This window comes from Streptomyces sp. CA-106110, assembly GCF_050936285.1.
GTDB lineage: Bacteria > Actinomycetota > Actinomycetes > Streptomycetales > Streptomycetaceae > Streptomyces.
Genome location: NZ_JBNJNB010000001.1, coordinates 2,157,602 through 2,182,570 on the forward strand (window position 1 = coordinate 2,157,602; position 24,969 = coordinate 2,182,570).

24 protein-coding genes are annotated in these 24,969 nt (G+C 70.1%); 13 read left to right on the forward strand and 11 right to left on the reverse strand.

The window, feature by feature from the left end; genetic code table 11:
• The 3 genes from ACQEXA_RS10015 to ACQEXA_RS10025 all read right to left on the reverse strand — a co-directional run bounded on the left by ACQEXA_RS10015 (position 1) and on the right by ACQEXA_RS10025 (position 3,685).
• Complete coding sequence (locus tag ACQEXA_RS10015) at positions 1–1,347, reverse strand: ABC transporter substrate-binding protein (protein WP_433129462.1); 1,347 nt, start codon at positions 1,345–1,347, stop codon at positions 1–3.
• A gap of 110 nt (positions 1,348–1,457) precedes the next feature.
• On the reverse strand, positions 1,458–2,456 hold the full coding sequence (locus ACQEXA_RS10020) for a LacI family DNA-binding transcriptional regulator (protein WP_432935202.1): 999 nt from the start codon (positions 2,454–2,456) through the stop codon (positions 1,458–1,460).
• Between the two features lie 77 nt (positions 2,457–2,533).
• Positions 2,534–3,685 (reverse strand): winged helix DNA-binding domain-containing protein, encoded by a 1,152-nt coding sequence (locus ACQEXA_RS10025; protein ID WP_433129464.1) that lies wholly within the window; start codon positions 3,683–3,685, stop codon positions 2,534–2,536.
• A gap of 250 nt (positions 3,686–3,935) precedes the next feature.
• Here ACQEXA_RS10025 and ACQEXA_RS10030 point away from each other — a divergent pair, with 250 nt between their 5' ends.
• The 5 genes from ACQEXA_RS10030 (at position 3,936) to ACQEXA_RS10050 (ending at position 9,199) form a co-directional block, all read left to right on the forward strand.
• Positions 3,936–4,517, forward strand: a complete 582-nt coding sequence (locus tag ACQEXA_RS10030; RefSeq protein WP_365171696.1) for a hypothetical protein — start codon at positions 3,936–3,938, stop codon at positions 4,515–4,517.
• A gap of 78 nt (positions 4,518–4,595) precedes the next feature.
• Positions 4,596–5,404 (forward strand): IS5 family transposase gene (locus ACQEXA_RS10035; protein WP_432935200.1). Its coding sequence is split into 2 segments (ribosomal slippage): positions 4,596–4,935 and positions 4,935–5,404, totalling 810 coding nucleotides; the frame shifts between segments, so codons are not numbered across the junction.
• Positions 5,405–5,563: 159 nt separating this feature from the next.
• Positions 5,564–7,018, forward strand: coding sequence for a transposase (locus tag ACQEXA_RS10040; RefSeq protein ID WP_433129466.1), 1,455 nt, complete (start codon positions 5,564–5,566; stop codon positions 7,016–7,018).
• A gap of 187 nt (positions 7,019–7,205) precedes the next feature.
• On the forward strand, positions 7,206–8,432 hold the full coding sequence (locus ACQEXA_RS10045; RefSeq protein ID WP_433129468.1) for an IS110 family transposase: 1,227 nt from the start codon (positions 7,206–7,208) through the stop codon (positions 8,430–8,432).
• An 11-nt stretch (positions 8,433–8,443) separates the two neighbouring features.
• On the forward strand, positions 8,444–9,199 hold the full coding sequence (locus tag ACQEXA_RS10050) for a zinc ribbon domain-containing protein (RefSeq protein ID WP_433129470.1): 756 nt from the start codon (positions 8,444–8,446) through the stop codon (positions 9,197–9,199).
• Here the strand turns inward: ACQEXA_RS10050 and ACQEXA_RS10055 are convergent.
• From ACQEXA_RS10055 to ACQEXA_RS10070, 4 genes are read right to left on the reverse strand one after another with little or no spacing between them, the layout of a single operon-like run.
• Positions 9,196–10,011: an ABC transporter permease gene (locus ACQEXA_RS10055; RefSeq protein ID WP_360999600.1), complete on the reverse strand. Its 816-nt coding sequence runs from the start codon at positions 10,009–10,011 to the stop codon at positions 9,196–9,198. The genes ACQEXA_RS10050 and ACQEXA_RS10055 overlap by 4 nt on opposite strands.
• Positions 10,012–10,026: 15 nt before the next feature.
• Entirely contained in the window at positions 10,027–10,917 is an 891-nt protein-coding gene (locus ACQEXA_RS10060) for an ABC transporter permease (protein ID WP_432935197.1), read from the reverse strand.
• Between the two features lie 10 nt (positions 10,918–10,927).
• Complete coding sequence (locus ACQEXA_RS10065) at positions 10,928–12,133, reverse strand: ABC transporter substrate-binding protein (RefSeq protein WP_432935196.1); 1,206 nt, start codon at positions 12,131–12,133, stop codon at positions 10,928–10,930.
• Positions 12,134–12,160: 27 nt separating this feature from the next.
• Positions 12,161–13,198: an ABC transporter ATP-binding protein gene (locus ACQEXA_RS10070; RefSeq protein WP_433129472.1), complete on the reverse strand. Its 1,038-nt coding sequence runs from the start codon at positions 13,196–13,198 to the stop codon at positions 12,161–12,163.
• Between the two features lie 104 nt (positions 13,199–13,302).
• On the opposite strand from ACQEXA_RS10070, the gene ACQEXA_RS10075 reads away from it, so the two are divergent.
• Both ACQEXA_RS10075 and ACQEXA_RS10080 read left to right on the forward strand, forming a co-directional pair.
• Positions 13,303–14,049 (forward strand): FadR/GntR family transcriptional regulator, encoded by a 747-nt coding sequence (locus ACQEXA_RS10075; protein ID WP_432935194.1) that lies wholly within the window; start codon positions 13,303–13,305, stop codon positions 14,047–14,049.
• A 38-nt stretch (positions 14,050–14,087) separates the two neighbouring features.
• A complete protein-coding gene (locus ACQEXA_RS10080) occupies positions 14,088–14,843 on the forward strand; it encodes a cache domain-containing protein (RefSeq protein ID WP_432935193.1) in 756 nt (251 codons plus the stop codon).
• Between the two features lie 136 nt (positions 14,844–14,979).
• Here ACQEXA_RS10080 and ACQEXA_RS10085 read toward each other — a convergent pair whose 3' ends face one another.
• Entirely contained in the window at positions 14,980–15,651 is a 672-nt protein-coding gene (locus ACQEXA_RS10085; protein WP_433129474.1) for a hypothetical protein, read from the reverse strand.
• Between the two features lie 220 nt (positions 15,652–15,871).
• On the opposite strand from ACQEXA_RS10085, the gene ACQEXA_RS10090 reads away from it, so the two are divergent.
• From ACQEXA_RS10090 to ACQEXA_RS10105, 4 genes are read left to right on the forward strand one after another with little or no spacing between them, the layout of a single operon-like run.
• Complete coding sequence (locus ACQEXA_RS10090) at positions 15,872–16,528, forward strand: helix-turn-helix domain-containing protein (protein WP_432935191.1); 657 nt, start codon at positions 15,872–15,874, stop codon at positions 16,526–16,528.
• Between the two features lie 32 nt (positions 16,529–16,560).
• Complete coding sequence (locus ACQEXA_RS10095) at positions 16,561–17,091, forward strand: toxin-antitoxin system, toxin component (RefSeq protein WP_433134501.1); 531 nt, start codon at positions 16,561–16,563, stop codon at positions 17,089–17,091.
• 19 nt (positions 17,092–17,110) lie between these two features.
• Positions 17,111–18,319 carry an MAB_1171c family putative transporter gene (locus ACQEXA_RS10100; RefSeq protein WP_432935190.1) on the forward strand — a complete coding sequence of 403 codons (1,209 nt, stop codon included), beginning with the start codon at positions 17,111–17,113 and terminating at the stop codon, positions 18,317–18,319.
• Positions 18,303–19,739, forward strand: a complete 1,437-nt coding sequence (locus tag ACQEXA_RS10105; protein ID WP_432935189.1) for an FAD-dependent oxidoreductase — start codon at positions 18,303–18,305, stop codon at positions 19,737–19,739. Before ACQEXA_RS10100 ends, ACQEXA_RS10105 begins: the two co-directional genes overlap by 17 nt.
• A 329-nt stretch (positions 19,740–20,068) precedes the next feature.
• On the opposite strand, the gene ACQEXA_RS10110 is transcribed toward ACQEXA_RS10105, so the two are convergent.
• Positions 20,069–21,334 (reverse strand): ISL3 family transposase, encoded by a 1,266-nt coding sequence (locus ACQEXA_RS10110; RefSeq protein ID WP_432920435.1) that lies wholly within the window; start codon positions 21,332–21,334, stop codon positions 20,069–20,071.
• A 297-nt stretch (positions 21,335–21,631) separates the two neighbouring features.
• Here ACQEXA_RS10110 and ACQEXA_RS10115 point away from each other — a divergent pair, with 297 nt between their 5' ends.
• Positions 21,632–21,856, forward strand: a complete 225-nt coding sequence (locus tag ACQEXA_RS10115; RefSeq protein ID WP_432935188.1) for a hypothetical protein — start codon at positions 21,632–21,634, stop codon at positions 21,854–21,856.
• Position 21,857: 1 nt separating this feature from the next.
• On the opposite strand, the gene ACQEXA_RS10120 is transcribed toward ACQEXA_RS10115, so the two are convergent.
• Together ACQEXA_RS10120 and ACQEXA_RS10125 are read right to left on the reverse strand one after the other, a co-directional pair.
• Positions 21,858–22,538, reverse strand: coding sequence for a 4'-phosphopantetheinyl transferase family protein (locus ACQEXA_RS10120; RefSeq protein WP_432935187.1), 681 nt, complete (start codon positions 22,536–22,538; stop codon positions 21,858–21,860).
• The gene (locus ACQEXA_RS10125) at positions 22,486–23,391 is read right to left on the reverse strand and encodes a metallophosphoesterase family protein (protein ID WP_433129476.1); all 906 of its coding nucleotides are present in this window, start codon (positions 23,389–23,391) and stop codon (positions 22,486–22,488) included. The genes ACQEXA_RS10120 and ACQEXA_RS10125 overlap by 53 nt, the downstream gene beginning before the upstream one ends.
• A gap of 330 nt (positions 23,392–23,721) precedes the next feature.
• Here ACQEXA_RS10125 and ACQEXA_RS10130 point away from each other — a divergent pair, with 330 nt between their 5' ends.
• Positions 23,722–24,852: an ATP-grasp domain-containing protein gene (locus ACQEXA_RS10130; RefSeq protein ID WP_433129478.1), complete on the forward strand. Its 1,131-nt coding sequence runs from the start codon at positions 23,722–23,724 to the stop codon at positions 24,850–24,852.
• Positions 24,853–24,969: the final 117 nt, after the last annotated feature.

Below are 24,969 nucleotides of genomic sequence, written 5' to 3' on the forward strand. Positions count from 1 at the left end.
TCAGCTCCGGGCGAGGATGTTGTCGATCTTGCCGGAGGCGTCCTTCAGCAGCTGGTCGATGTCCGCGTCCTTCTTGGTGAGCACCGCGGAGACGGCACCGTCGAGAACGGAGTAGATCTGCTGGGCGTTCGGCGGCTCGATCTTCAGCTGGAGGGAGTGGTTGCCGTCGAGGAAGAACTGGTAGTTCTCCACCGGGACGTTGGCGTTGGCCTTCTTGGCCTCCTGGTCCTTGGCGTCGGCGGCGCCGGTGAACAGCCGCGGCTCGGGCAGGCCGACGGGGGCGTTGTTCTTCTTGGCCCGGGCGTAGTCACCGAGGAAGCCCTTGCTCGGGGTGAGGAACATGTGGTCCAGCCACTTCAGACCGGCCCGGATCTGGGCCGGAGTGTCCTTCTTGTTGAACATGTAGCCGTCGCCGCCGATCAGCGTGCCCTTGCCGCCGGGCATCGGGGCGATGGCTAGGTCGTTGTAGTTGCCGCCCTTCTCCTTCACCAGGATCGGGATGTTGTCGGGGGCGGAGAGGTACATGCCGAGCTTCCCGGAGCCCATCAGCTGCTGTACGTCGTTGATGACGAGGAGTTGCTTGCTGCCCATGGAGTTGTCGGTCCAGCGCATGTCGTGCAGGTTCTGCAGCACCGCGTGGCCTTCGGGAGTGTCGATGGTGGCCTTCTTGCCGTCGCTGCTGACGACGTCCCCGCCCTGCGAGTACAGCTCGGCCGTGAAGTGCCAGCCGCCCTGGTTCTGCGCGCTGTAGTCGGCGTAGCCCACGGTTCCGTTGCCGAGCGCGGCGATCTTCTTGGCGTCGGCGCGGACCTCCTCCCAGGTGGCCGGGGGCTTCTCGGGGTCGAGACCGGCCTTCTGGAAGAGCTGCTTGTTGTAGATGAGCCCCATCGAGTAGCCGGTGCGCGGGATGCCGTAGATCTTGCCGTCGACGGTGTAGATGTCGCGCAGCTGCTGCTGGATGGTGTCGTAGCTCTTCAACTCCTTGACGTACGAGGTCAGATCGGCCGCGTGACCGGTGTCGACGACGTGCTTCACGTCCGTGAAGTACGTGTAGAACACGTCCTCCATCTGACCGCCGGCGAGCTTGGCGTCGAAGGTCTTGGGGTCCTGGCAGGGGAACGCGTCATGGGCTACGACGTCGATGTCCGCGTTCTTCTTCTCGAAGGCGGCGATGTCCTGCTCGAAGAACCCGCGGTCGACCTTGGCGCTCTTGGGTGGCTCGCAGTTGACGGTGATGCGCGTCTTGCCGCTCGCCGAGTCGTCCCCGGAGCCGCAGGCGGATGCGGCGAGGGCGAGGGAGCAGACGCTGAGCGCGACGAAGGTACGGCGGAACCCGGTGCTTCTCATCGGTGGACCCCTTTGGGCAGGAGCGGTCGGCGCCGCACACTCAAGCACCGACAGCAGCGAGCCGCAAGATATCGCGCAGAATCTGAAATTATTTGACAGTGCACCGGATCTCAGAGACGAGGCGCTTGCGCGGTCGACCCCCTGACCACCAGTTCGGGCTCGAACAGCAGCTCGTCGGCCGGTACGGAACTGCCTCCGATCTGCGCGTTCAGCAACTCGACCGCGGCCTTCCCCATCGACTCGATGGGCTGGCGGACGGTGGTGAGGGGCGGTTCCGTGCAGTTCATGAGGGCCGAGTCGTCGTAGCCCACAACGGATATCTGCGACGGAACGTCAAGTCCCCTGCGGCGGGCGGCCCGTACCACCCCCAGCGCGAGCGGGTCGCTGGCGCAGATGAACCCGGTGACCCCTCGGTCGATGAGCTTGGACGCCGCCGCGTGACCGCCCTCGATCGAGAACATGGCCCGCGCGACGTGCTCGTCGGGCAAGTGGTCGGCGATCGCCCGGGCCGCCGCGAGCTTGCGGGCCGAGGGCACATGGTCGCCCGGTCCGAGCACCAGCCCGATGCGCTCGTGCCCCAGCGAGGCGAGGTGCCGCCAGGCCTGTTCGACGGCGACGGCGTCGTCGCAGGAGACGCCCGGGAACCCGAGGTGCTCGATGGCCGCGTTGACCAGGACCACCGGGATGTTCCGCTCGGCGAGCACCCGGTAGTGATCGTGCGGGGCGTCGGCCTGCGCGTACAGGCCGCCGGCGAAGACGACGCCGGAGACCTGCTGTTGCAGCAGCAGCGCGACGTAGTCGGCCTCGGAGACGCCGCCCTTGGTCTGCGTGCACAACACGGGGGTCAGGCCCAGCTGGGCCAGGGCACCGCCGATGACCTCGGCGAACGCCGGGAAGATGGGGTTCTGCAGCTCGGGGAGGACGAGCCCGACGAGCCGGGCGCGCTCCCCGCGCAGCTGCGTGGGCCGCTCGTAGCCGAGGACGTCGAGCGCGGAGAGCACCGCCTGCCGGGTGGCTTCGGAGACTCCGGGCTTGCCGTTGAGCACCCGGCTGACCGTGGCCTCGCTGACCCCGACCTTCTTCGCCACTTCCGCAAGTCGTCGCGTCATGCGCGCAAGAATAGCGCAAGAAATGCAAACAGCTTGCGCGATCGCGAGAGCAGAATCCGATGGCCCCCGTGGGCTTCTCAGGAGTCGGCGCGGCCCGGGAGTATCCGCACCCGGGCGTCGGGGAGCTTGTCCCACCAGTGGCCGTACCGGCCGTAGACGAGGGGTTCGCGATCCGCCAGCAACGTCGTCAGGGCCCGGGCCTCCGCGGCGAGTCCGTCCCAGGCCTCGGGCGACAGTTCATGGAAGGCCGTCGCCTCGATACCGCCCTCGACCGGGCGCCACACGCCGGCGACATGGCCGTCCACCAGCAGCGTCGGCAGCACGTCGCCGTTCCTCCGGGTCACCAGCGGGCGGTAGTCCTCGGGAATCACCCGGCCCCGGTCGGCGTAGGCCAGCAGGACGCTGTCCCACATGGCCATCAGTCGCGGTGGGGCGGGTGTGTCCGCGGACGGGCGCGGAGCGCCGGGTATGTCGAACAGGGGCGTACCGCCCGGTCCCTGGATCCGCTCGACAGCGCCGTCCAGGGCGTGCAGCGCCTCGCGGACGTGGGCCCGCTGCACCATCGCGAACTGCGCCACGTCCGCCACCGACGCGGGCCCAAACCCTGCTAGGTACCGCAGGACGAGGTCCTGCACGGCCTTCGGATCCGTCTGCCGCCCCGTGGGCGTGAAGGCCGCCCGCGACGCGACGTACGACGGCCGGGCGCCGAATGCCCACGGCCCACCGTCCGGGAGGTGCCACAGCGGCGCGTACGACCGCAGTCCCCACCAGGCTCCGGCCCGCTTCTCGGCGCCCAGCCGCCGCTCAAGCCACTCCTCCAGCTCGGTGGCCGTTCGCGGGCGGTCGGCGAAATCCACCAGTTCCGGCACCAGTTCGCCCGCGTCCGCGGGGGTGAGCCCCGCCGCCGCGAAACGGTAGCCGAGCCGGGACGCGTACAGCGTGGGCTGCATCGCCGCGCGGAAGACCGGATAGTCGTCCACGTGGACCGCGTGCGGCGTGATCCGCATCAGGGTCGCCTTGACGACCTCACCGCCGGTGAAGGCGGCGTCCAGGTCGGCCGGGTCGAAACCACTGAGCCGGTTCCACAACGCGAGGTACGGCGAGGCCGGGTGCTGCGCCTGCAACGCCACGACACAGCGGACCGCGTCGGCGGCGGTCAGGGACTCCCGCCGCAGCAGCAGTTGACGGGCGAGTGTGGCCCGGTTGAGTTCGCGCGGGGTGAGCTGCATGACAGGGATTGTGCCGCGAACCGCTCCACGGTCGCGGGCCCGCCCCCGTGGTCCGGCCCCGGTCCCAAGGCCGGGTGGGCGAGACTTACTGGTGGTTTCAGAATGAGCAGTGATGGCTTAGGTGCTGTATGGATGGACCTTCGAAGCGGACGTGAAGCGCGCCATCTGCGGGGGTCAGGCCACGGACGGACGGCACCACGCTGTTCACCGTGGTGCCGGCACGTCAGTGACAGTCGCTATCGTCCGTGCCATGACCTCAAGTGATCATCTGCTCGACCTGATCCAGAACACCCCAGAGATCGATCTACTGCTGAGGTCGTCGTTCGGCTTCGACATCCATCGGAAGCACTATGGCGAGGGCTTGAGGCTTGCCTCGGGTGCGCCGATGGAGGTGATCGCCGGGGAGTCCGCCGGTGGGGCGTACTTCCTCTGTGCAGAGCAGAACGGTCGCCGACCGGTGGTGTACGCGAGTTCGGAGGGGGAAGGCGGTCTGCTCGCCGATGATCTTGGGGAAGCGCTGGAGATCATCATCGGGCTGGAATGGCACGACTGCCTCACGTTCTCGAGCGGTGGCGATGTCGAGGTCATGCAGGTCTCCGCTCGACGCCTTGAACGGTCCCGTGACAAGTACAACCCGGACATCGACAACGAGGCTGCCCAGGTGGCCGCAGCCCTGTCGCTGCGGACCGTGCCTGTCGCTGACCTCGTCATCCGGTTGCACGCAGCCGCCTCAAAGACCGAACCGGACTACGTTGTAACCGACGACGACGGTCAGGAGTTCGGTCCCCTGTTCGGCGAGTATGTGGAACCTCGCCACGGAGGCTGGCGCTGAACCCGCCCAGCCCTGCCAGTCGCATCAACACCGGCGTCGCGGTCAATGCCTGATAGAGCGTCGGGCAGACTCTCTGACGTGTCTGCTGACCTTGTTCCCGACGATCTTTGGGAGCGCATAGCTGCGCTTCTCCCCACTCGGCCTGCCCGGCGCCATCGCCACCCCGGACGACTGCCGGTGTCGGACCGCGTTGCGCTCGCCGGCATCATGTACGTGCTGCGCAAAGGCGTGGCCTGGCGCGATGTTCCCATCCAGGTCGTTGGCTGTTCAGGAGTGACCGCCTGGCGTCGGCTCCGGGACTGGACCGAGGCTGGCGTCTGGCCCCGCCTGCACGAAGTGCTTCTCGCCGAGCTGCGAGCGGTGGGTCTCCTGGAGATGGACGACTCGGCGATCGACGGCTCGCACGTCCGGGCGCTCAAAGGGGGGATCACACCGGACCTTCGCCGGTCGACCGGGGCCGGCCGGGCAGCAAGCACCACCTGATCGTCGACCGGCATGGCAGCCCGCTCGCCGTAACGCTGACCGGCGGCCACCGCCACGATGTCACACAGCTCCTGCCGCTCCTGGACGCGATCCCACCGATCCGGGGTCTGCGAGGACGCCCGCGGACACGACCGCGCAGACTGTTCGCCGACCGGGGCTACGACTTCGACAAGTACCGCCGCCTGCTGTGGAGGCGTGGGATCAAGCCTCTCATTGCCCGTCGAGGCGTCGCCCACGGTTCCGGCCTGGGTAAGACCCGCTGGGTGGTCGAGCGGACCTTCGCCTGGCTCCACCAGTTCAAGCGCCTGCGTATCCGCTACGAGGTACGCGCCGACCTGCACCTCGGCTTGCTTCAACTCGCCTGCAGCATCATCTGCCTGAGACGACTCCGAACCTCATTCTGAAACGATCAATTAGACGCATGAGTGCATCGTAAAGTCCAGGTCCGGGGCCATTGCCCGTCCGTTGTCAGTGGACGCCTGTAGCTTTGGCCTTGCTCGCCGCAGCTGCCAAGTGCCGGACAGGTCGTCGCCGTTGCCGTAGACAAAAGGAGGTGGGATGCAGTGAGTGCAGAGCTGCTCGAGGCTGCACCTGCCTCTGACGCGTCTGCCCGCCGGTTCCGTGGAAAGAACAAAGGCAAGCGGTGGACGCGCGGCGACGGCACCGAGCTCGCAGTAATCCGGCTGCCACTCGATGTGAGAGGGCTCGACAGCCAGTTGCGAGTAGAGCAACTGTATTCGGCGATGTGGTCGGTCAAACGCGCGCTACGGCGCGATGCCCGGGCCGCGGTCGACGCGTACTGGGCCGGGGACGTGCGCCGCAATGTCGACGCGAAAGGGTGGCGTGTCGAGCTGGGCCTGTCCCGTGCGGGCATGGAACGCCGCGGGTACCGACACATGGAACGCTCCCGGCATCTGGGCCGGCACGTCACCAAAGCTCTGGTGATGCATCAGGCCGACGAGGTGTGGGAAGGCGTCAGTCGGCACCTGTTCCCCGATGAGTCCGGTCGCCGGTTCGGGCGGCCGAGGACCGGCACCTGGTGGGACTACACCCGCATCCCCGGCCGTGCCCGCTCGCACACCACGGCCCGCAAGTGGGAGACGTTCCCTCTGCACGGCACCCTTGCCGGGCATCTGGACGCCTACCGGCACCGGGACCTCGACCAGGCCATCACCACCCCGGAGCAGGCAGCCGGGCTGGCGCCGACCACGAGTGTTCTCGCGCAGCCGCGGCGCATGCCCCAACCCACCAGGCCCCGCCGAGTGGAGACCGGCGACGTCAGCGCGAAGGGAAAACCAAAAACCCGGGCTGCGACATGGTGGGACCACACCGGCCCGCTCGCCCTGGTGTTCACCGGCGGCGCCGACTCCCAGCGCGGCGACCTCGTCCTGCCCGTGCGGCTGCCTTCCGGTGCCGGCCGCTGGCCGCGGCTGGTGCACTTCTTGAACAATCCGACGACGTGGCACAAGGTGGACCTGGTCCGCCGCCGAGACGCCTCGTCTCCTGGTGGGTGGGCATACGAGGCGCACCTGATGGTCCTCACCAGCGGATACGCGTCCCCAGCTACCCGGGCGCGGCGGGCTGCCGCAGCCGACCTGAACCGGGTCGGTGGGATCGACGGCAACGTCTCCAACCTGTCCGTCGTCTCCTTCCCAGACACCTTCCACCCAGCCGACGGCGAGATACAGACCAGCCGAGTCGAGCTCACCGATGCAGAGCTCGCCGCGCTGGCGAAGGCCCAGCGTAAGGAACGGGGTCGGAAACGGGCCCTGGACCGCTCCCGCCGGGCGACCAACCTCAACCAGTACGGGATGTCGGCGAGGCAGCAGGCCCGCGCCGAACGGCGCGAAGCCTCCGGCCTGCCCGCGCGTCACGTCGAGGTTCCGGGCGGTGCCCGGGCGGTGGACAAGGCCGGCGTGCCTCAACAGACGTACCGGCGCGAGACGCTGTCGGCTGGCTACCGCCTAATGGGACTTGCCGGGTCGGAGAGACTTGGTGCCGTAGCCGCCAGCAGGTGAGCACTACTGCCGCCGGAACCCTTGGAGTTCTGGGTTGAGACCGTGCCCCTGCTGGTCGGCCGGGAGGCCAGACCGCTCATGGGGTGGCGTGCCCGCCCGATGGGGCGTGAGCATTGAATCCATTAGGCCGCGCGCCGCGCCTTCCGCAGGCTGCAAGGGAAGCGAAGTACCTGACCTGGAGGACGAGTTGCTGCTGATCGGCGATGACTGGGCCGAAGACCACCGCGACGTCGAGGTCCAGGACGGGGCCGGCCGGAAGCTGGCCGCCACGAGGCTGCCCGAGGGGGTGGAGGGCATCGCGAAGCTGCACGAGCTCCTCGCGAAGCACGGCGGCGGGGACCTGGATGCCGCCGAAGTCGTGGTCGGGATCGAGACCGACCGCGGTTCGTGGGTGCAGTCCCTGATCGTCTCCGGCTACCGGGTCTATGCGATCAATCCCCGGCAGGTCGCCCGGTTCAAGGAGCGGTACGCCTCCTCCGGAGCCAAGAGCGACAAGGGCGACGCACATGCGCTGGCCGACATGGTCCGCATCGACCGGGCCCAGCTCCGCCCGGTGGCCGGGGACAGCGAGCAGGCCCAGGCCGTCAAGGTCGTCGCCCGCGCTCACCAGACTCTGATCTGGGAACGCACCCGCACCTTCCAACGGCTGCGCAGCACGCTGCGCGAGTACTTCCCCGCCGCTCTTGACGCCTACGCGGACCTGACGCTGACCAGCACGGATGCGCTGGAACTGCTGATCAAGGCGCCTACCCCGGCGGCCGGGGCGAAGCTGACCCGCACCCAGATCACCGCCGTCCTGGCCCGCGCCCGTCGGCGGAACCGGAACGCGAAAGCGGCCACGATCCAGGCCGCGCTGCGCGAACGGCAGCTCGGCCTGCCCGAGCCGGTCACCGCCGCCTACGCGGCCACCGCCACCGCCCACGCCCGTGTGATCATCGCGCTGAACGAGCAGATAGCCGCGATGGAGGAGCAGGTGAAGGCCCATTTTCGAGCGCACCCGGACGCTGAGATCTACCTCTCGATGCCCGGCATCGGACAGATCACCGGCGCCCGGGTGCTCGCCGAGTTCGGGGACGACCCCACCCGCTACGCCTCCGCGAAAGCCCGCAAGAACTACGCCGGCACCAGCCCCATCACCCGGGCCTCCGGCAAGAGCCACACCGTCCAGGCCCGCTACGTCCGCAACAACCGGCTCGCCGACGCCCTGCAAGCCCAGGCGTTCTCCGCGCTGCGGACCTCACCAGGCGCCCGCCGCTACTACGACAAGCAACGCGCCCGCGAAGCCGACTACAACCCCGCCCTGCGCCAGCTCGGCAACCGCCTCGTCGGCATCCTCCACGGATGCCTCAAGACCCGCTCTCTCTACGACGAAGCGACCGCCTGGTCGCACTACGCACAACCCCACGCCGCTTGACACTCAACGACATGGGGTGTCTCAACCGGGCGAAGCTCGCCGAGGCCGCGGCCACTGCGGCCGCCGCGAAAGACCACCGCGCACGGCGAATCGCTGAGCGGATCGTTGCCGATCATGGCGCCAACCTGACCGTCGAGGACTGCGACATCCGCACCTGGTACCGGCTGTGGGGCCGCGCCCTGCAAGCCACCACACCTGGCCGGCTCATCGCCGCGATCGGCAAAGAATGCGAGAAGACCAGCGGCCGCCTGCTGCGCGCGTCGACCTTCACCACGAAGCTGTCCCAGACCTGCCTGTGCGGCGACCAGGTGCGGAAAACCCTCGCCGACCGGGCGCACACCTGCACCTCCTGCGGCCTGGTCGCCGACCGCGACATGGTCTCCGCCGCACTCGCCGCGCACGTCCGGGTTCAAAACCCGGACGATCCCAGCACGGCGGGCCTGGACACCGTCCAGGCCCGCACCACACAGATCTTGTTCTCACCAGGGCTGCAAGAAGCCCTGTCGAGTCAACCGCAGCGCGGTGGCCGCCCCAGCAGGGGCCGCACCCACGCGGCAGCCCACGGTCCGGGAATCCCCGGCCGGCAGGCCTCTGCTCGACGAAACACCCCCGACCGGCACCGGCCCACCCCGAATGAGACCCGACCCGCGAATCAGCGGCACAAGGACCACGTCGGAACAGCCGCCCGCGCAGGAAACACCGCAACCAGCGGCGGTACCCCTACGCGGGGACCGACCGGGGGCATCCCAACACGGGATGACTCTTAGATCCGGCTCTCCGTCGCCGTGTCCGCCGACAGCCGCTGGGCGACATAGATCGGGATCACCGACAGCAGGACGAGTACCGCCGCGACCACGTTGACCACCGGTGCCTGCTGCGGCCGGGTCATGTTGTTGAAGATCCAGATCGGCAGGGTCTCGATGCCGGGTCCGGCCGTGAACGTGGTCACCACGATCTCGTCGAAGGAGAGGGCGAAGGCGAGCAGCGCACCCGCGAACAGCGCCGAACGCACCAGCGGGAACGTGACGTCGACGAACGCCCGGAACGAGTCGGCGCCCAGGTCCATCGCCGCCTCCTCATAGGTGCCCGAGGTGCGGCGCAGCCGTGCCACCACGTTGTTGAACACCACGACGATGCAGAAGGTGGCGTGCCCGATCACCACGGTGAACAGGCCGAGACCGACCCCGAGCGGCTCGAGGACCGTGCTGAACGCCGAGTTGAGCGCGATGCCGGTGACGATGCCGGGCAGCGCGATCGGCAGCACGACCACGAACGAGATGACGTCGCGGCCGAAGAAGCGGTGCCGGGCCACAGCGAACGCGATCAGCGTGCCGAGCACCAGCGCGATCACCGTGGCGCCGAGGCCCGCCTTCACCGAGACCCACAGCGCGCTGCGGGCGCCGGCGTTCTCCCAGGCCACCGACCACCAGTGGAAGGTCCACCCGGGCGGCGGCCAGCTCGCACTGCGGTCGGGGTTGAAGGAGTTGACGAGGACAAGGGCCAGCGGGACGTAGATCACCGCGAAGCCGAGCCCGGCGGCGATGCGCAGCGCGATGCGCGCGGAGCGGGACAGTTGCATGACGAGGGACCTCTTCTAGAGGCTGCTGAGCGCGCCCGTGCGGCGCATCGCCAGCAGGTACAGCACGATGACCACCACCGGAACCGTGCCCAGCGCGGCGGCCATGGGCAGGTTGAGCTCGATGTTGGAGTAGACGAGATTGCCGATCAGCTGGGTCTTGCCGCCGACGATCTGCACGGTGATGTAGTCGCCGAGGCTGAGCGAGAAGGTGAAGACTGAGCCAGCCGCGACGGACGGCAGCACCATCGGCAGCACGACCGAGCGGAAGGTGCGGCCGGGCCGCGCCCCCAGGTCGGCGGAGGCGTCCATCAGGTTGACCGGAAGCTGCTCGAGCGCGGTGTGGATCGGCAGGATCATGTACGGCAGCCACAGATAGGTGAGCGTGACGATCGCCGCCGGGAGGCCGAACCCGGGCCCGCTGAGGCCGAACGGGCGCAGCATCCAGTCGGCGAGCCCGCCCTCGGACAGGATCAGCCGCCAGGCGTACACCTTGACCAGGTAGCTCGCCCACAGCGGGGTGAGGATCGCGACCACCAGCAGGGGGCGCCACCTGGGCTTCGCCACCCGCGCGGTGTAGAAGGCCAGCGGGAAGGCGATCACCGCGCACAGGACGGTGACCGCGAGAGCCACGCCGATGCTGCGCAGGATCACCTGGCGGAAGACCGGTGTCGTCACCAGCTCCTGGAAGTTGTCCGTCGACCAGACCTTCACGACCTCGGAGGTGAAGGAGTCCGTCGTCCAGAACGCGGAGACGAACAGGACGCACAGCGAGCCGAGGTAGAGCACGGCCAGCCACAGCAGGGGGGCGGTCAGCAGCAGGGACAGCCGCAGCCGCGGGCGGCGGTGCAGCAGCCCGGCGAGCCGCCGGACGGGGGTCCGTCCGGCGGCAGGCAGGGTGGCGGTCATCGTCGTGTCCTCAGCCCTTGATCTCGGTCCAGGCCTGGACCCACTTCGCGTACGGCACGCACTTGACGTCCGTACGGCCGTCGAGGCACTGCTCGATCGGCGTGTTCCAGAAGGCGACGTTCTTCCAGTAGGCCGTGTCGGCGGCGTGGAAGGTGGTGCAGAAGCTCTTGTCGCTGGTCTCGTCGCACGCCTTGGCGTTGGACGGGGCCTCACCGAAGTACTCGGCGACCTGGGCGTTCACCTTCGGCGAGATGATCCAGTCCAGCCACTTGTAGGCGCAGTTGGGGTGCTTGGCCTTGGCGGAGACCATCCAGGTGTCGGACCAGCCGGTCGAGCCCTCCTTGGGCACGAAGGCCTTGACCTTGGCGCCCTCGCCCTGCGCGAGGTTGGCGATGACCTGCCAGGTGGTGCCGACCACGGAGTCACCGCTCTTGAAGGCGGAGATCTCCTTGAGGTAGTCGCCCCAGTACTCGCCGACGTTCGCGTTCTGCTTCTTCAGCAGGTCGACCGCCGCGTCGAACTGCTTCTGGTCGAGCGCGTACGGGTCCTTGATCTTCAGTTCGGGCTTGGTGGCCTTCAGGTACAGCGCCGCGTCGGCGATGTAGATCGGGGAGTCGTACGCGGTGACATGGCCCTTGTACTTCGCCGCGTCGTCGAAGACGGCGGACCACGAGGTCGGCGCGGGCTTGACCTTGTCGGTGTTGTACATGAGCAGGTTGGCGCCGCGGCCGTGCGGGATGCCGTACGCCTTGCCCTTGACGGAGTTCCAGGCCTGCAGCTTCAGGTCGCCGAAGACGTCCTTGTAGTTCGGCACTAGGTCGGTGTTGACCGGGGCGGCGTCACCGGAGGCGATCAGGCGCAGAGAGGCGTCACCGGAGGCGGAGACGGCGTCGTACTCGCCGGTCTTCATCAGCTTGACCATCTCGTCGGAGCTGGCGGCGACCTTCGAGTGGACCTGGCAGCCGGTCTGCTTCTCGAAGTCGCTGACCCAGTCGACCTTGGGGTCGTTGGAGCCGTCCTCGACATAGCCGGCCCAGGCGATCAGGTTGACCTGTCCCTCGGTCTTGCCGAGCTTGGACGGCGCCTTCATGTCCGGCGGGTTGAGACCGGTGGACGAGCCGCCCGAGCCGGACGATCCGCAGGCGGTGGCCGCGATCAGCAGCGACACGGCTGCGGCGACCTGGAAGGTACGGGTGAGACGCACGACGTTCTCCATACGTGAGGGTGGGCCTGGCGTGAGGGGTCAGCGGGCGTCGGGGACCTGGACGGTGTGCCGGCGGTGCCACGTGAGGCGCACCCGTCCGCCGCGGAAGGCGGCGACGTCCTCGGAGGAGGTCTCCAGGTTCTGCTGGAGCGCGGTGAGGCGGCCACCCGCGTCGAGGTCGACCAGGAACCGGGTGGTGTCTCCCAGGTAGACCACTTCGGCGACGGTGCCGATGGCGGTGGAGTGCTCCGGATCGTCCGCGGTGGCGGACTCCTTGAGGACGCGGATCTTCTCGGGCCTGATGCTGTAGGTGCCCACCGTGCCGACGACCCGCTCCGCCGCTTCGCCGTCGAGCAGGTTCGAGGTGCCGACGAAGGAGGCGACGAACGCGGTCGCGGGGCGCTCGTAGATCTCCGCGGGGGTGCCGACCTGCTCGATGCGGCCCTGGTTGAAGACGGCGATGCGGTCGCTCATCGTCAGGGCCTCCTCCTGGTCGTGGGTGACGAACACGAAGGTGATCCCGACCTCCCGCTGGAGCGCCTTGAGTTCGACCTGCATCTGCTCGCGCAGCTTGAGGTCCAGGGCACCGAGCGGTTCGTCGAGCAGCAGCAGGCGGGGGCGGCCGACGAGGGCGCGGGCGAGCGCGACCCGCTGCCGCTGGCCGCCGGAGAGCTGTCCCGGCCGCCGTTTGCCGAACCCTTCGAGGCGCACCCCGGCGAGCGCCTCGCGGGCCCGCTCGCTCCGCTCGGCCTTGGGCACCTTGCGGACCTTGAGGCCGTAGGCGACGTTCTGCTCGACGGTCATGTGCGGGAAGAGCGCGTAGTCCTGGAAGACCGTGTGCACGTCCCGCTCGAAGGGCGCGAGGCCGGTGACCTCCTGTCCGGCCAGTTCGACGGTTCCGGAGGTGGGACTCTCGAAGCCGGCGATCATGCGCAGGACGGTGGTCTTGCCGGAACCCGACGGGCCGAGCATCGAGAAGAACTCCCCGTCGGCTATCTCCAGGTCGACCCCGGCCACTGCGGTGGTGTCACCGAACTCCTTCCGCAGCCCCTGCAGCCGGATCGCGTTTCCCTCCATGGGCGGGAACCTTTCTGGTGCACTCTTTCGTTGCTCGAAAAGATATGAAGTCATAGTTCAAAGCTCAAGACCCCATTAAGGTAAAGCTTGAGTCAACGCACAAGGTGGTGGCCGTGAAGCACAACAGAGGCGGCGGGGCCCGGAGAGCGGTCTTCTCTCCGGTGGACACCCGGGCGCGCGTGGAGACGGTCGTCCGGCGGCTCGGCGACGCCATCGAACTCGGGCTGCTCGCCGACGGGGAGCAACTGCCCGGCGAGAGCGAGCTGGCGGCCCAGCTCGGCGTGTCCACCGTGACCCTGCGGGAGGCGCTCATGGCGCTGCGGCAGCAGGGCCTGGTCACCACCCGGCGGGGGCGCGGCGGCGGCAGCTTCGTCTCGCTGCCCGCCGACCCGGCCGAAGGGCGCATCAGACAGCGCCTGGCCGGCTGGAGCACGGAGGAGCTGCGGGACCTGGGCGACCACTGGGCGGCCGTGTCCGGGTTCGCCGCCCGGCTCGCGGCCCAGCGCACCGAACCGGACGAACTCCAGCCGCTGCGACGCACGCTGGAGGAGTTCACCGCGGCCGAGGACGCGGCGGCACGCAGCCGAGTCTACGGCCGGTTCCATGTGGAGCTGGCCGCCGCCGCGCAGTCCGCCCGGCTCACCCGTGAGCAGGTGGCCCTGCAGACCGAGATCGGGGCACTGCTGTGCCTCGTGCTCGGGGACGGCACCTATTGCGAAGAGGTGGCGGACCGTCATCGCTCCGTAATCTCCGCCGTGCAGGATGGGGCCCACGATTCGGCCAGGGAGCTGGCCGAGCGGTGCGTCCAGGAATCGACGGCCCGGCTGATCGCGCTGCGTCTCGCCCTGTGACGCGCCGGCTTCCGGTCGACGTGCGCGGAAGGGTGCCGATGAGCAGGAGCCCCGGTCTGGCCGCAGTGCCCGAGGCGGACGTGACGGCACGCGTCCGTTCCGCCCTGGAAGCGGTCTTCGACGCCGTCGCGGAGACCCGCGCCGACACCGCCGTGTTGCTCTCGCGAGTGGCCGGCCAGGGGCGGCGGCCGGCCACTGTGGACCTGGCGGGACTGCGTCCCGGACTCCACCGTCGGCTGCTGTGCGAGGAGTTGGTGTCCGGTGTGGGTTTCGTGGCGGCCCCGGGGCTGCTGAGCGATGTACCGGCGTGGCTGGAGTGGTGGCAGACCGCCGGGAACGGCGACGTACAGCCCCTGCTGCTCGACCTGGACCCCGCGCACTCCGCGTACTCGGACTACACCCACTGGGACTGGTTCGCGCTGCCCCGGGACACCGGGCGACGAGCGGTGGCCGGCCCCTACGTGGACTACCTCTGCTCCGACGAGTACAGCCTCACGCTGTCGGCGCCCGTGCTGATGGCGGGAAGGTTCGCGGGCGTGGCGGCGGCCGACGTGTATCTGCGGCACTTCGAGGCGGCCGTGCTGCCGCTGCTGCGCGCTCTGCCGCGGCCGGCCCATCTGGTCAACGCGCGCGGCCGGGTGGCGGCGTCGGCGGACCCGGCGCATCTGGCCGGTTCGCTCACCAAGGGGCCGGACTTCGCCGCCGTGCTGGAGCGCGGAGGGCAGGACGCGTGGCAGGGCCTGCGGCTGATCCCGTGCGACGGCGTTCCGCTCGTCCTCGTCGTGGGGCCCTGAACCGGAGACGGCCTGCCCGGGGCAAGGACGAGCCCCGACGCCGTCGGCGACCTGAACGCCGACGGGGCCGGGGCTCCGGAACGCGGCGAGTGAGCCGGGAGGGCTCAGGCGCCGCGGAACGAACCGCGCGGGGTACTCAGTCCGGCGGCGAGGGCACCACGCTGAGGTGTCCCGTCGCGCCGCGTGCGCGGCGCACCGTGCGCGGGACGACGGCGGCCGGGCGGGGTGCCTCGCGCAGCACCAGGGTGAGCCGCGAGTAACCCATGTCCTGAAGTGTCTTGGGGGTCTCCCCCACCACCCGGCAGTCGGTGCCCCAGCGCGGGTCCGGGTGCAGCAGCGGACGCACCGCCCCGTCGTGCTCGACGGCGCCGGGCCCGACCGAGCGGATCCAGTGCGGCAGTCCGTGCCGGTAGGCGGCGTCCATGATCGGGTCCTGGGCGATCTCTCGGCGGATGGCCTGCAGCCCGTGGTCGTGGCCGTGCCGCTCCACCGCCGCGGCGAAGTGCGCGAGCATCGGCAGGCACCAACTCGACTCGTGCTCACCGAGGATCATCGCCGCATCGGGGTGGAACAGCACGAAGCGCAGGAAGTTGTCGCCGGGCATCGCCGTCGGATGCGGCGCCACCGAGCGGAAGAGCATCTCGAAGGCGGAGTTGGCGAGAACGACGTCCCAGCGGTGGTCGAAGACGACGGACGGGAAGGGCACGGCTTCCAGCAGCGTGGCGTAGTCCTGCAGATACGCCCGTGCTTCCGGACTCTCGGGGACGGGCCGCGGATGCGACCGCTGCCCTCCTGCCTGAAACGCCATCGGGAGGTCACCCCTCTTGCCCTTGCGGCCTTCACGCGGCGCCCTGATCCTGCTGCTCCGCTCGCACGGTGTCAACTATCGTGGCATTCCGTAGCCGTTGACGGCCGAATCTCGCCACAATCGTGGCGAGACCTGGATGTGAGTTCGAGGAAACGGCTAATCTCCGGATGGTTCCGGATGACCATGTGAACTTTGTGAGAGAGACGTAGGAGACCTGTCCGTGACGGATGGCTTCGAGGTTCCGGGCGCCACGGCGACGGGTCTGCTGCCGGCCGTCGTGGCCCGTGTCGCCGCCCTCGCCGACCGGCTGAGCGTGCCGCACGAGGAGATCTTCGACATCCCGCGCCTGTCGGTCGAGTCGGGCGTGCCGGAGCCGGTGGTCAAGGCCCTGATGAACGGGGTACCCGCCGGGGAGCCGGATCTTCAGACGCGCTTCCTGCAGCGGCTCGACCTGCTGCGCCGCACCCGGCTCAAACCCAACGGACGCAGACACACCCAGCAGGAGATCGCCGACGGGGCGGGTATGTCGCGCCAGCAGGCGGGTGCCCTCATCAACGGCGACCGACGCCCTACCATGGAGCACTGCGACGCCATTCAGCGCTTCTTCAAGGTGCATGCCGGGTTCCTCACGGCCGAGGACCCCGAGGCGCTCGCGAACGCCCTCCAGCGCTCGGAGCAGGAGCTCCTCCAGCGGGTCGCCGACCGCGAGCGCGAGGCGGCGCACGCCGCCGAGGACCCGCTGCAGCGACTGTTGCAGGACCACGGTGTCCGGGGCATCGCCTGGCGGGCGGCCCAGCTGCCCACCGACCAGCACCGCGACAAGGTCGCGGAGTGGCTGGACATGCTCCTGGAGAGCGTCAAGCGACCCGAGTCCTGATCCGGGGGAGAACCGTGGGCATCGGAAAGGAAATGCGCCGCCTGTGCGGCGACCTGGTCGCGGAGCTGTCGCTCCCGGCACCGGCGGATCCCGCCGACCTCTACGCCGCGCTGTGCGACGGGATGAGCAGACGCCGCGGCCGTCCCGTCCAGTTCCGCACGGCCGCCTTCCCGCCCGGTACGGCGAGCGGGCTCTGGCTCGACATGGCCGACCAGGACCTCGTCGTCGTCGAGGAACGCACCGTCCCGGACCACCAGTTGGTGATCCTCGGCCACGAGCTGTGGCACATGAACGCCGGGCACCACGGCCACCATGTCGAGGGCGCCGCGGTGGCGGCGCGCCTGCTCAGTGACACCGCCGATCTGGAGGCGGCCGTCCGCAAGGTCGCGGCCCGTACGCACTTCGACCTCGTCGACGAGAAGGACGCCGAGAGCTTCGGGCTGCTGCTGGCCAGCAAGTGCCGTACCTGGCTGGCCGGTTCGTCGCTGCGCGGGCCGGTCAAACGGGACGATCTGGCGGGACGCCTCGAGGCCTCGCTGGGTTATCGCGGACCGCAGGGCTGAAGGGCGAAGGCGCCGGGCCATGGACGGTTCCAGCTACTACATACCTGCCGTCGCGATGGGGGTGGCACTCACCGTCAAGGCGCCCGCGCTGAGCCGGTCCTGGCGCGATCCCCTGCTGCGATCGGTGTGCGCACTGATCGCGCTGGCCGGACTGGTGTTCTTCTTCGCCGCGCCGCCGACGATCGCACGGGTCAACGACGTCACCGGAATCACGAACGTCTCCGCGCCGCTCGTGTACTGCCTGCTGAGCGCGTTCAGCGCGTCCTGTCTGGTACTCGTCGTCAACTGGCGCGGCGGCCCGCCCGAGGAGACCCGCCGGACCACGCGGCGGATCGTCGCCGGCTACGGCGTGGTGGTCCTTGCGCTGATCACACTGTTCGCGCTCGGCCACGCGCCGGTGGAGCGGCTCGTCGACTTCGACACGTACTACGCCCGCACGCCGTTCATGCGCGAGATGATCGTGCTCTATCTGGCGGCGCTGACCGTGGCCGGTGTCGCGATGAACTTCATGTGCGGGCGGTGGGCACTCCAGGTGCGCGGCTGGCTGCGCGCCGGACTGCTGATCATCGTCACCGGCTATCTGTTCAACCTGGCCTATCTGACGACCAAGTTCGCCGCCGTCATCGCCCGCTGGAACGGTCATGACCTGGACTACCTGAGCAGTGACGCGGCGCCTGTGCTGGCCTCCGCCGGGGCACAGATCAGCGCGGTCGGCTTCTGCCTCCCGCTGGCGTGCCGGCGCGTCGGGGACAGCTGGAACGCGTGGTCGACGTACCGCCGGCTCGGTCCGCTGTGGCGCGAGCTGCGACCGGTGTCCGCGCACGGGGGCCGCGGGGTGCGGATCTCCTGGTGGTCACCTGTCGACCTGCAGGTGACGCAGCGGGAGTCCGACATCCACGACGGCATGCTCAGCCTCTACCCCTACTTCGACTCCGAGGTGCGTTCCAGGGCCTACGACGCCGCCGTGGCGGCGGGCTCCGACCCCGTCCAGGCGCGGGCCGAGGCCGACGCGGCGATGGTGGCGGTGGCGGTACGGGCGAGGACCGCGGATCCGGAGGGCAGAGTGATCAGCTCGGCAGGGTCCAACGATGCCCCGGCCGCGTCCCCCGAGGCTCCCCGGGACCTCGTACGGACATCGATCGCCCTGCGTCAGTCATCCGTCGTCGCGGCCGCCCGGGAGCCGGCCGGGACCAGGTCAGGAAGCGACTTCAATGAGCGAACCCGCTAGCACCTCCTCGGGTGCGGCACCCCTGAGAGCCGTCGTCGTCGGCGGCGGCATGGCCGGCATGCTGACCGCGGCAGCGCTGAGCGCATACGCCGACGTCACCGTCGTCGAGCGTGATGTGCTGCCCGACGGCCCCGAGCCGCGACGGGGGCTCCCGCAGGCCCGGCATGTGCATGTGATCTGGTCCGGGGGAGCCCGTGCCATGGAGGAGTTGCTGCCAGGGGTGACCGAGGCGTGGCTGGCGGCGGGCGCCCGGCGGATCCCCCTGCCGACAGGGCTCGTCTCGATGCAGCCGCGAGGGTGGTTCCGGCGCTGGCCCGAGATGCAGTTCATGATCGCGTGCAGCCGGGATCTGCTCGACTGGGTGGTGCGCGAGCGGGTCGCCAAGAACGAGCGGGTGACGGTGCTCCAACGCACCGAACTGCTGTCCCTCGAAGGCGGCGCGTCGCGGGTGACGGGCGTGCGCGTACGGACGGACGGCGGCGAGGAGCGGGTACTGACGGCCGACCTGGTCGTGGACGCCGCCGGGCGCGGCTCCCGTGCGTCGGTCCTGCTGGAGGCGCTGGGCGTGCCCGAGGCGCCGCTGGAGGAGGTGGACTCCGGGCTCGCCTACTCCAGCCGCATCTTCCGCGCGCCGCCGGGCACCGAGGACTTCCCTCTGGTCAACGTGCAGTCCGACGCCACCGTGCCGGTGCCGGGGCGGACCACGACCATCGAGCCCATCGAGGGCGGACGGTGGCTGGTGACGCTCTCGGGCACGCGGGGCGGTGAACCGCCGTCGAGTGCCGCCGAGTTCGAGACGTTCGCACGCGAGAGCGTCCGGCATCCCGTGGTGGGCGAGCTCATCGCGCACGCGGAGCCGCTCTCGGACCCGGTCGTCACCCGCAGCACGGTCAACCGCCGCCGGTTCTACGAGAAGGTCAAGGGCTGGCCCGAGGGGTTCGTGGCGCTCGGCGACTCCGTGGCCACGTACAACCCGGTGTACGGGCACGGACTGTCCGTGGCGGCGCTGGGCGCGCAGGCCCTGGGCGCGCTGGTCGCCGAGCACGGGCTGAGCGCGCCGGGGCTCGCGCGGCGGGCGCAGCGGGCGGTGGCCCGACCGGTGGCGACGGCCTGGGAGTTCGCGACCAGCACGGACATCCACTACCCGGACGCGACCGGTAAGCCCCCGGGGCTCGCCAACCGCCTCCTCGGGGGCTACGTCAACCGGCTGATGCACGCGGCGACCGGACGCCCCTTGGTGGCCCGGGCGTTCTTCGATGTGGTCACCCTGTCGAAGCCGGTGAGCGAGCTGCTGCGACCGGCCGTGGTCCTCGCCGTCCTCCGGGGCCCGCGCCAGGCACTTCTGACGGAGCCTCCGCTGACGTCGGCGGAGTGGGAGGCCGTCCTGGGGACGCCCGAGGGGTCGGGGACGCGGGGCTGACGCCGGGGCATCCTGAGACACGGGGGACACCCGCGAGCGGCGCTCGGGAATCCGAGCGCCGCTCGCGCGCACGCCCGAACGTCGGCCGCCGGGCGGGCCCGCCGCGACCACGGGCCTACCGTGCCGCACCGGCCCTCAGGCGGCAGTCCCCGACGCGCCGCCGCCCGACCGGTGCCCCTCCGCCGCGCGCCGAGGGGCACCGTGGGTCTCAGGAGACGCTGCGGCATGTCCGGTGCTTGTGTGCGCCGTTGTGGCTCTCAACCGGTGCGGGTCTCCCGTCCTGCGACGGCTTTCGAGGGGATTTCAGGCTCTCCTGCTTGATGTGTGGGTCATGCTGAGGCGGGTTGGCGTCCGGGGAGTTGGGGGCGGGGGCCGGCGAGGGTGAGCATGACCAGGGCGATGATGGCGTCGGCGGAGTGGAAGCCGAAGCCTCTGCGGATGATCAGGCGGGTCTTGGTGTTGGTGGACTCGATCAGGCCGTTGCTCATACCGGTGGTCAGCGCGGCGCGGATCGCCTGGTAATGGCGGCGGATACGGCGCTGGAGGTCGACGAAGACGTCGATGCGGCAGCGGCGGGCCCAGCCGATCCACCGGTCCAGTGCCCGCAGGGCCGCGGTGGGGCGGGACTTGGCCAGGGAGAACACTGCCCGCAGGGCCTCCTTCAGGCGCCAGGCGCGGTGCAGGCGTGGATCGGTGGCAGCGATCCAGGCGAGTTTCGCGGCCTGCCGGTCGGTGAGGTCGGCTTCGTTCTTCCACAGGGCGAAGCGGGAGTCCTTCAGCGCCCGGGCCCGCTCGGGGTCCTGGGCCTGGCGGCGGGCGCGGTTCCAGCTCGAGCGGCGTTCGGTATCCAGGGCGTCGGTGGCCCAGGTAATAACGTGGAAGGGGTCCATGACGCGCACGGCCTGCGTGGCCCGGTGTTCCAGGACATCGGCGATCCAGGCGGCGCCGTCGGCGCTGATGTGCGTCAAGCGGGCGGTGCGGTCGACGCCGAGTTGGTCGAAGAACCGGTGCAGGACGTCCTTGCCGTGCCCGTCGGCCATCCACACCACCCTCGCGGTGTCGTGGTCCACGACGATCGTCATGTACTTCTGCCCGCGGCGGTGGCTGATCTCGTCGATGCCGATCCGCCGCAGCCCCGACAGGCGGTCGACAAACCGGTCGCGGTCGGCGACGTACCGCTCGACGATCGCACCGATGGTCCGCCAGGACGTACGCATCAACTGCGCGGCCGCGCTTTTGGAACACTCGGCAGCCATCCAAGCCGCCTGCTGGTCGAAGGCATGGGTATGCCCGGCGCCGTGACGAGCCCAGGGCACCGCGGCGACGGTCGTCCCGTGCTCCCGGCAGGTCACCCGCGGCGCCTGGGCCTCCAGGAAGACACGCAGCACCCCATGGTCGAGGTCCCGCCACCGCCGCCGTCCCCGCCCCGCGTCGTACCAGGGCGCCGGACGCCGGCACCGGCCGCACCGCTGCCGACGGCGCGCATCGGGCCGTACCGACACGATCACACACTGTTCGTTCTCGTCGATCCGGACGCCCTCGACCACCGTGTGTTCGGCCGTCAGCGTCCGCTTCCATATCCTGAAGAGGGACACGCCGTTTTCCTGCTTGATCCAACTTGAGCCTCGAGACCTCAAGCCTTGCAGGAGACGGCATGTTTCCCCTATCAGGGCAGGTCAGGGCACCCACACATGCGGCAGGAGAGCCGGATTTCACCTCCGCTGACCGGGCGAACCCGCGGTCACGAAAACGGGATTGTCAGTGGCGGACGGCAAGCTGGAGATGCGCCATCCGGTGCGCGCGGCGGAGCCGTCCGCACACCGGGGGGCGAGTGCCGTGCACGTACCGCCGCGCGACCTGTGTCGCACGGCCGACCCGGGGAGAGCCGACCGATGCCGACCGCCGTACTGACCGACCGTGAACGCGCCGCCGTGCAGGCCTATCTGCGCCTCCTCCACACCGTACGAGCCGCCTTCGACGGACCGCCCGATCCGCGCCGACCACCCGTGGTCCCGACCGCCGCCCTGGCCGAGGCGGACCGGGCCCTCGCGGAGGCCGGACTCACCGGCACGGAGGAGGTGTTCTTCCGGCTGCTCGGGGACCGGGGTCCCCGGTGACTCAGGTGTGGGGCACGACGACGGCCGTGGCGACCAGCCCCCGCCGGGTGGTCCAGCGGCCGTCGAAGGCCTCGATACGGCGGCCCTCGACCAGCGGTCCCGGGACGAGCAGCCGCGCCCGGAAGCCGCCCGAGGCGCCGGACGCGCGGCCGGGGTCGATCGTGATGTCGGCCTCGAGGAAGTCGAGCCACTTCCCGGTCAGGGGGAACCACGCCTTGTAGACGGATTCCTTGGCGCTGAACAGCAACCGGTCCCAGTGGACGGACGGGTGGCTGCGGGCGAGGTCCTGCAGCCGCTCACGCTCCGCGGGCACGGCTGTCACGTCCAGGACACCGTCCGGCAGCCGGTCGTGCGGTTCGGCGTCGATGCCGAGCGAGACCAGGTCCGCCGTCCGAGCCAGCGCGGCGGCGCAGTAGCCGTCGCAGTGCGTCATGCTGCCGATCAGCCCGTCGGGCCAGAGCGGTGCGCCGCGCTCGCCGGGCAGGACGGGCCCGGGTGGTACGCCGAGCTTCTCCATGGCCTGCCGGGCGCAGACCCTTACGGCCGCGAACTCACGGCGCCGCTTGTCGACCGCGCGCGCGACGACCGCCTCCTCCTCGGGGTAGAGGAACGCGCCGCCGGCGAAGGCGTCACCGTCCGCCTCCACCACCGCGGCCGACCCCGGGAGCAGTTCCTCGAACACCGGCTTGGACCTCCATCGGCAGAATGCGGCGTAGCCTTCCCGGCGGCCCCGGGCGCGGGCCCCACTCGCGCGGGTAGCCGACCGACACCTCTTCGAAGCGGACCCCCTCGTAGTAGGTGGTCCGCGGAATGTGCAGATGCCCGTAGACCATGCACGCCACCCGGAAGCGGCGGTGCCAGTCGGCGGTCAGCTCGGTGCCGCACCACATGGCGAACTCGGGATAGCGCAGCACGTCCGTGGGGTGGCGGTCCAGCGGATAGTGGTTCACCAGCACCGTCGGAAGGTCGCCGGGGATCTCCTCCAGTCTGCGCTCGGTCCAGGCGACCCGCGCGCGGCACCACGCCTCACGGCTCGGGTGGGGATCGGGGTGCAGCAGGTACTCGTCGGTGCACACGATCCCGGTGCCGTGCGCGTACTCGAGCCCCTGTTCCTTGGTCGTGCAGCCCTGGGGCAGGAAGGAGTAGTCGTAGAGCAGGAAGAGCGGTGCGACGGCCACGGGCCCGCCTGGTCCATCCCAGACCGGGTAGGGGTCCTCGGGTGTCGTCACGCCCAGTTCCCGGCACACGGCGACCAGGTGCTCGTACCGCTCGACGCCGCGCAGGGTGACGGGATCCTTCTGGTGCGTCCACAGTTCGTGGTTGCCGGGCGCCCAGATCACCCGGCGGAAGCGGCCCGCCAGCAGCTCCAGGGCCCACCGGATGTCGGCGACGGTCTCGGCCACGTCGCCCGCGACCAGCAGCCAGTCGTCGTCCGAAGTGGAACGCATCTGCTCGACCAGGGCGCGGTTCTCGGGGTACGCGATGTGCAGGTCGCTGATGGCGAGCAGCTGTCCACGGCCGTCCGTCGACTCCACCGTCGCCCCTTTCCAGAACCGAATGGAAACACAAGAGCACATGGGGCCAGCTGCGGACAAGGGCGACCCGCGGCAGGTGCGCGACCGCTCACGAATGAGCCGGCACCGCCCGCGCACGAGCCGCGGAGGACCACTCCCGCCCGTGGATCAAGGGCCGGGGAAAATCGGTAACACTCGCGTAGCCGTGACGGGCCCGAATGGGCCTATGATCGGCCCCAACACATCCGCCACGAACGCCACTCCGCGTACGGCGGTTTGGTGTGCCTTCCCCCTCCCCTGGCCGGGCACGGCCTGCTCCGCCGTGCCCGCGAACCGTGAAAGGTGGCCTGCATGGTCTCTCGCGTACGCGTCTGGCTCAACCGCACGTACGCGGAGAACGTGTTCTTCATGGATCAGCTGCGGAGAAACCCCAGCGATCGAGCCGTCGAGATCCATGCCACGCACGGCGACCCCGACTCGCCCGTCCTGGCCGCGGCGGACACCGCCGACCTGGAGCCGGAGGGGCTGTCCCCGGCGGCCTATGTCGAGTACGCCCTCGACCAGTGCACCCGCCGCGCCATCGATGTGTTCGTGCCCCGCCTGCACCAGGAGGCGATCGTCGGGCACCGTGCCGAGTTCCGGGCCGCCGGTACGGCTCTGCTGGCGCCGCCCACCGAGGCGATGGCGGTCTTCCACGACAAGGCGACGGCGTACCAGGCCGCGCAGTCGATAGGGGTCCCGGTGCCGCCGTGGTGGCGGGTCACGAACGAGGACGAGCTCCTCGCCGCGGTCGAGGAACTCGAGGCCGGCGGGCACCGGGCGTGCTTCAAGCCGGCGGCGGGTGCGGGGGGCGTGGGCTTCCGCGTCATCACGCGCACCCCCTTCTCGCTGGCGCATCTCAGCGGCTTCCCGAGCGCCTATGTGCCGCTGGACCTCGTCGTCCAGGCGGTACGCGAGGCCGAGGAGCCCGTCGACTGGCTGGTGATGCCGCGTCTGGAGGAGCCGGAGGTGTCGGTCGACTGCCTGACCGGCCCCGACAACCGCATCCGCATGGCGGTGGGCCGGACCAAGAACGGCCGCCGGCGGGGCTTCACCCTGCACGAGCAGTGGCTGGCACCGGCGCGGCGCCTGGCGGAGGGCTTCGGGCTGCACCATCTCTCCAACATCCAGTTCCGGATGTACGGCGACGAGCCCGTGCTTCTCGATGTCAACACGCGCCCGGCGGGCGGACTGCACCAGCTCTCGCTGTGCGGCATCAACGCCCCTTGGGCCGCAGTGCAGTTGGCGCTCGGCGAGGACCCGGGCGAGGTGGTGCCGCCGTTCCTGGGCACGGACTACGCCGTGGTGTCGGGGCCGCGGCCGGTCCGCCCCGTCACACTGCCCCAGCAGCGGACGGAGGAGCCGGAGCAGGCTCCCGTGCTGCCGGCGGCGGCGCCGGTCGACACGGTCGGCGTCACCGCGGCGGAGGCCCTGCCTCTGTAGGACGTTCACCGGCTGCGGCCGGATCGCGGCTCGTCGCGCCCCTGCGTCCGGAGCGCCGCACGATGTCGCCTCTCGCGCGCCCGTCGGGCGCGGACCGCCTGAGGTATGGACCAATCC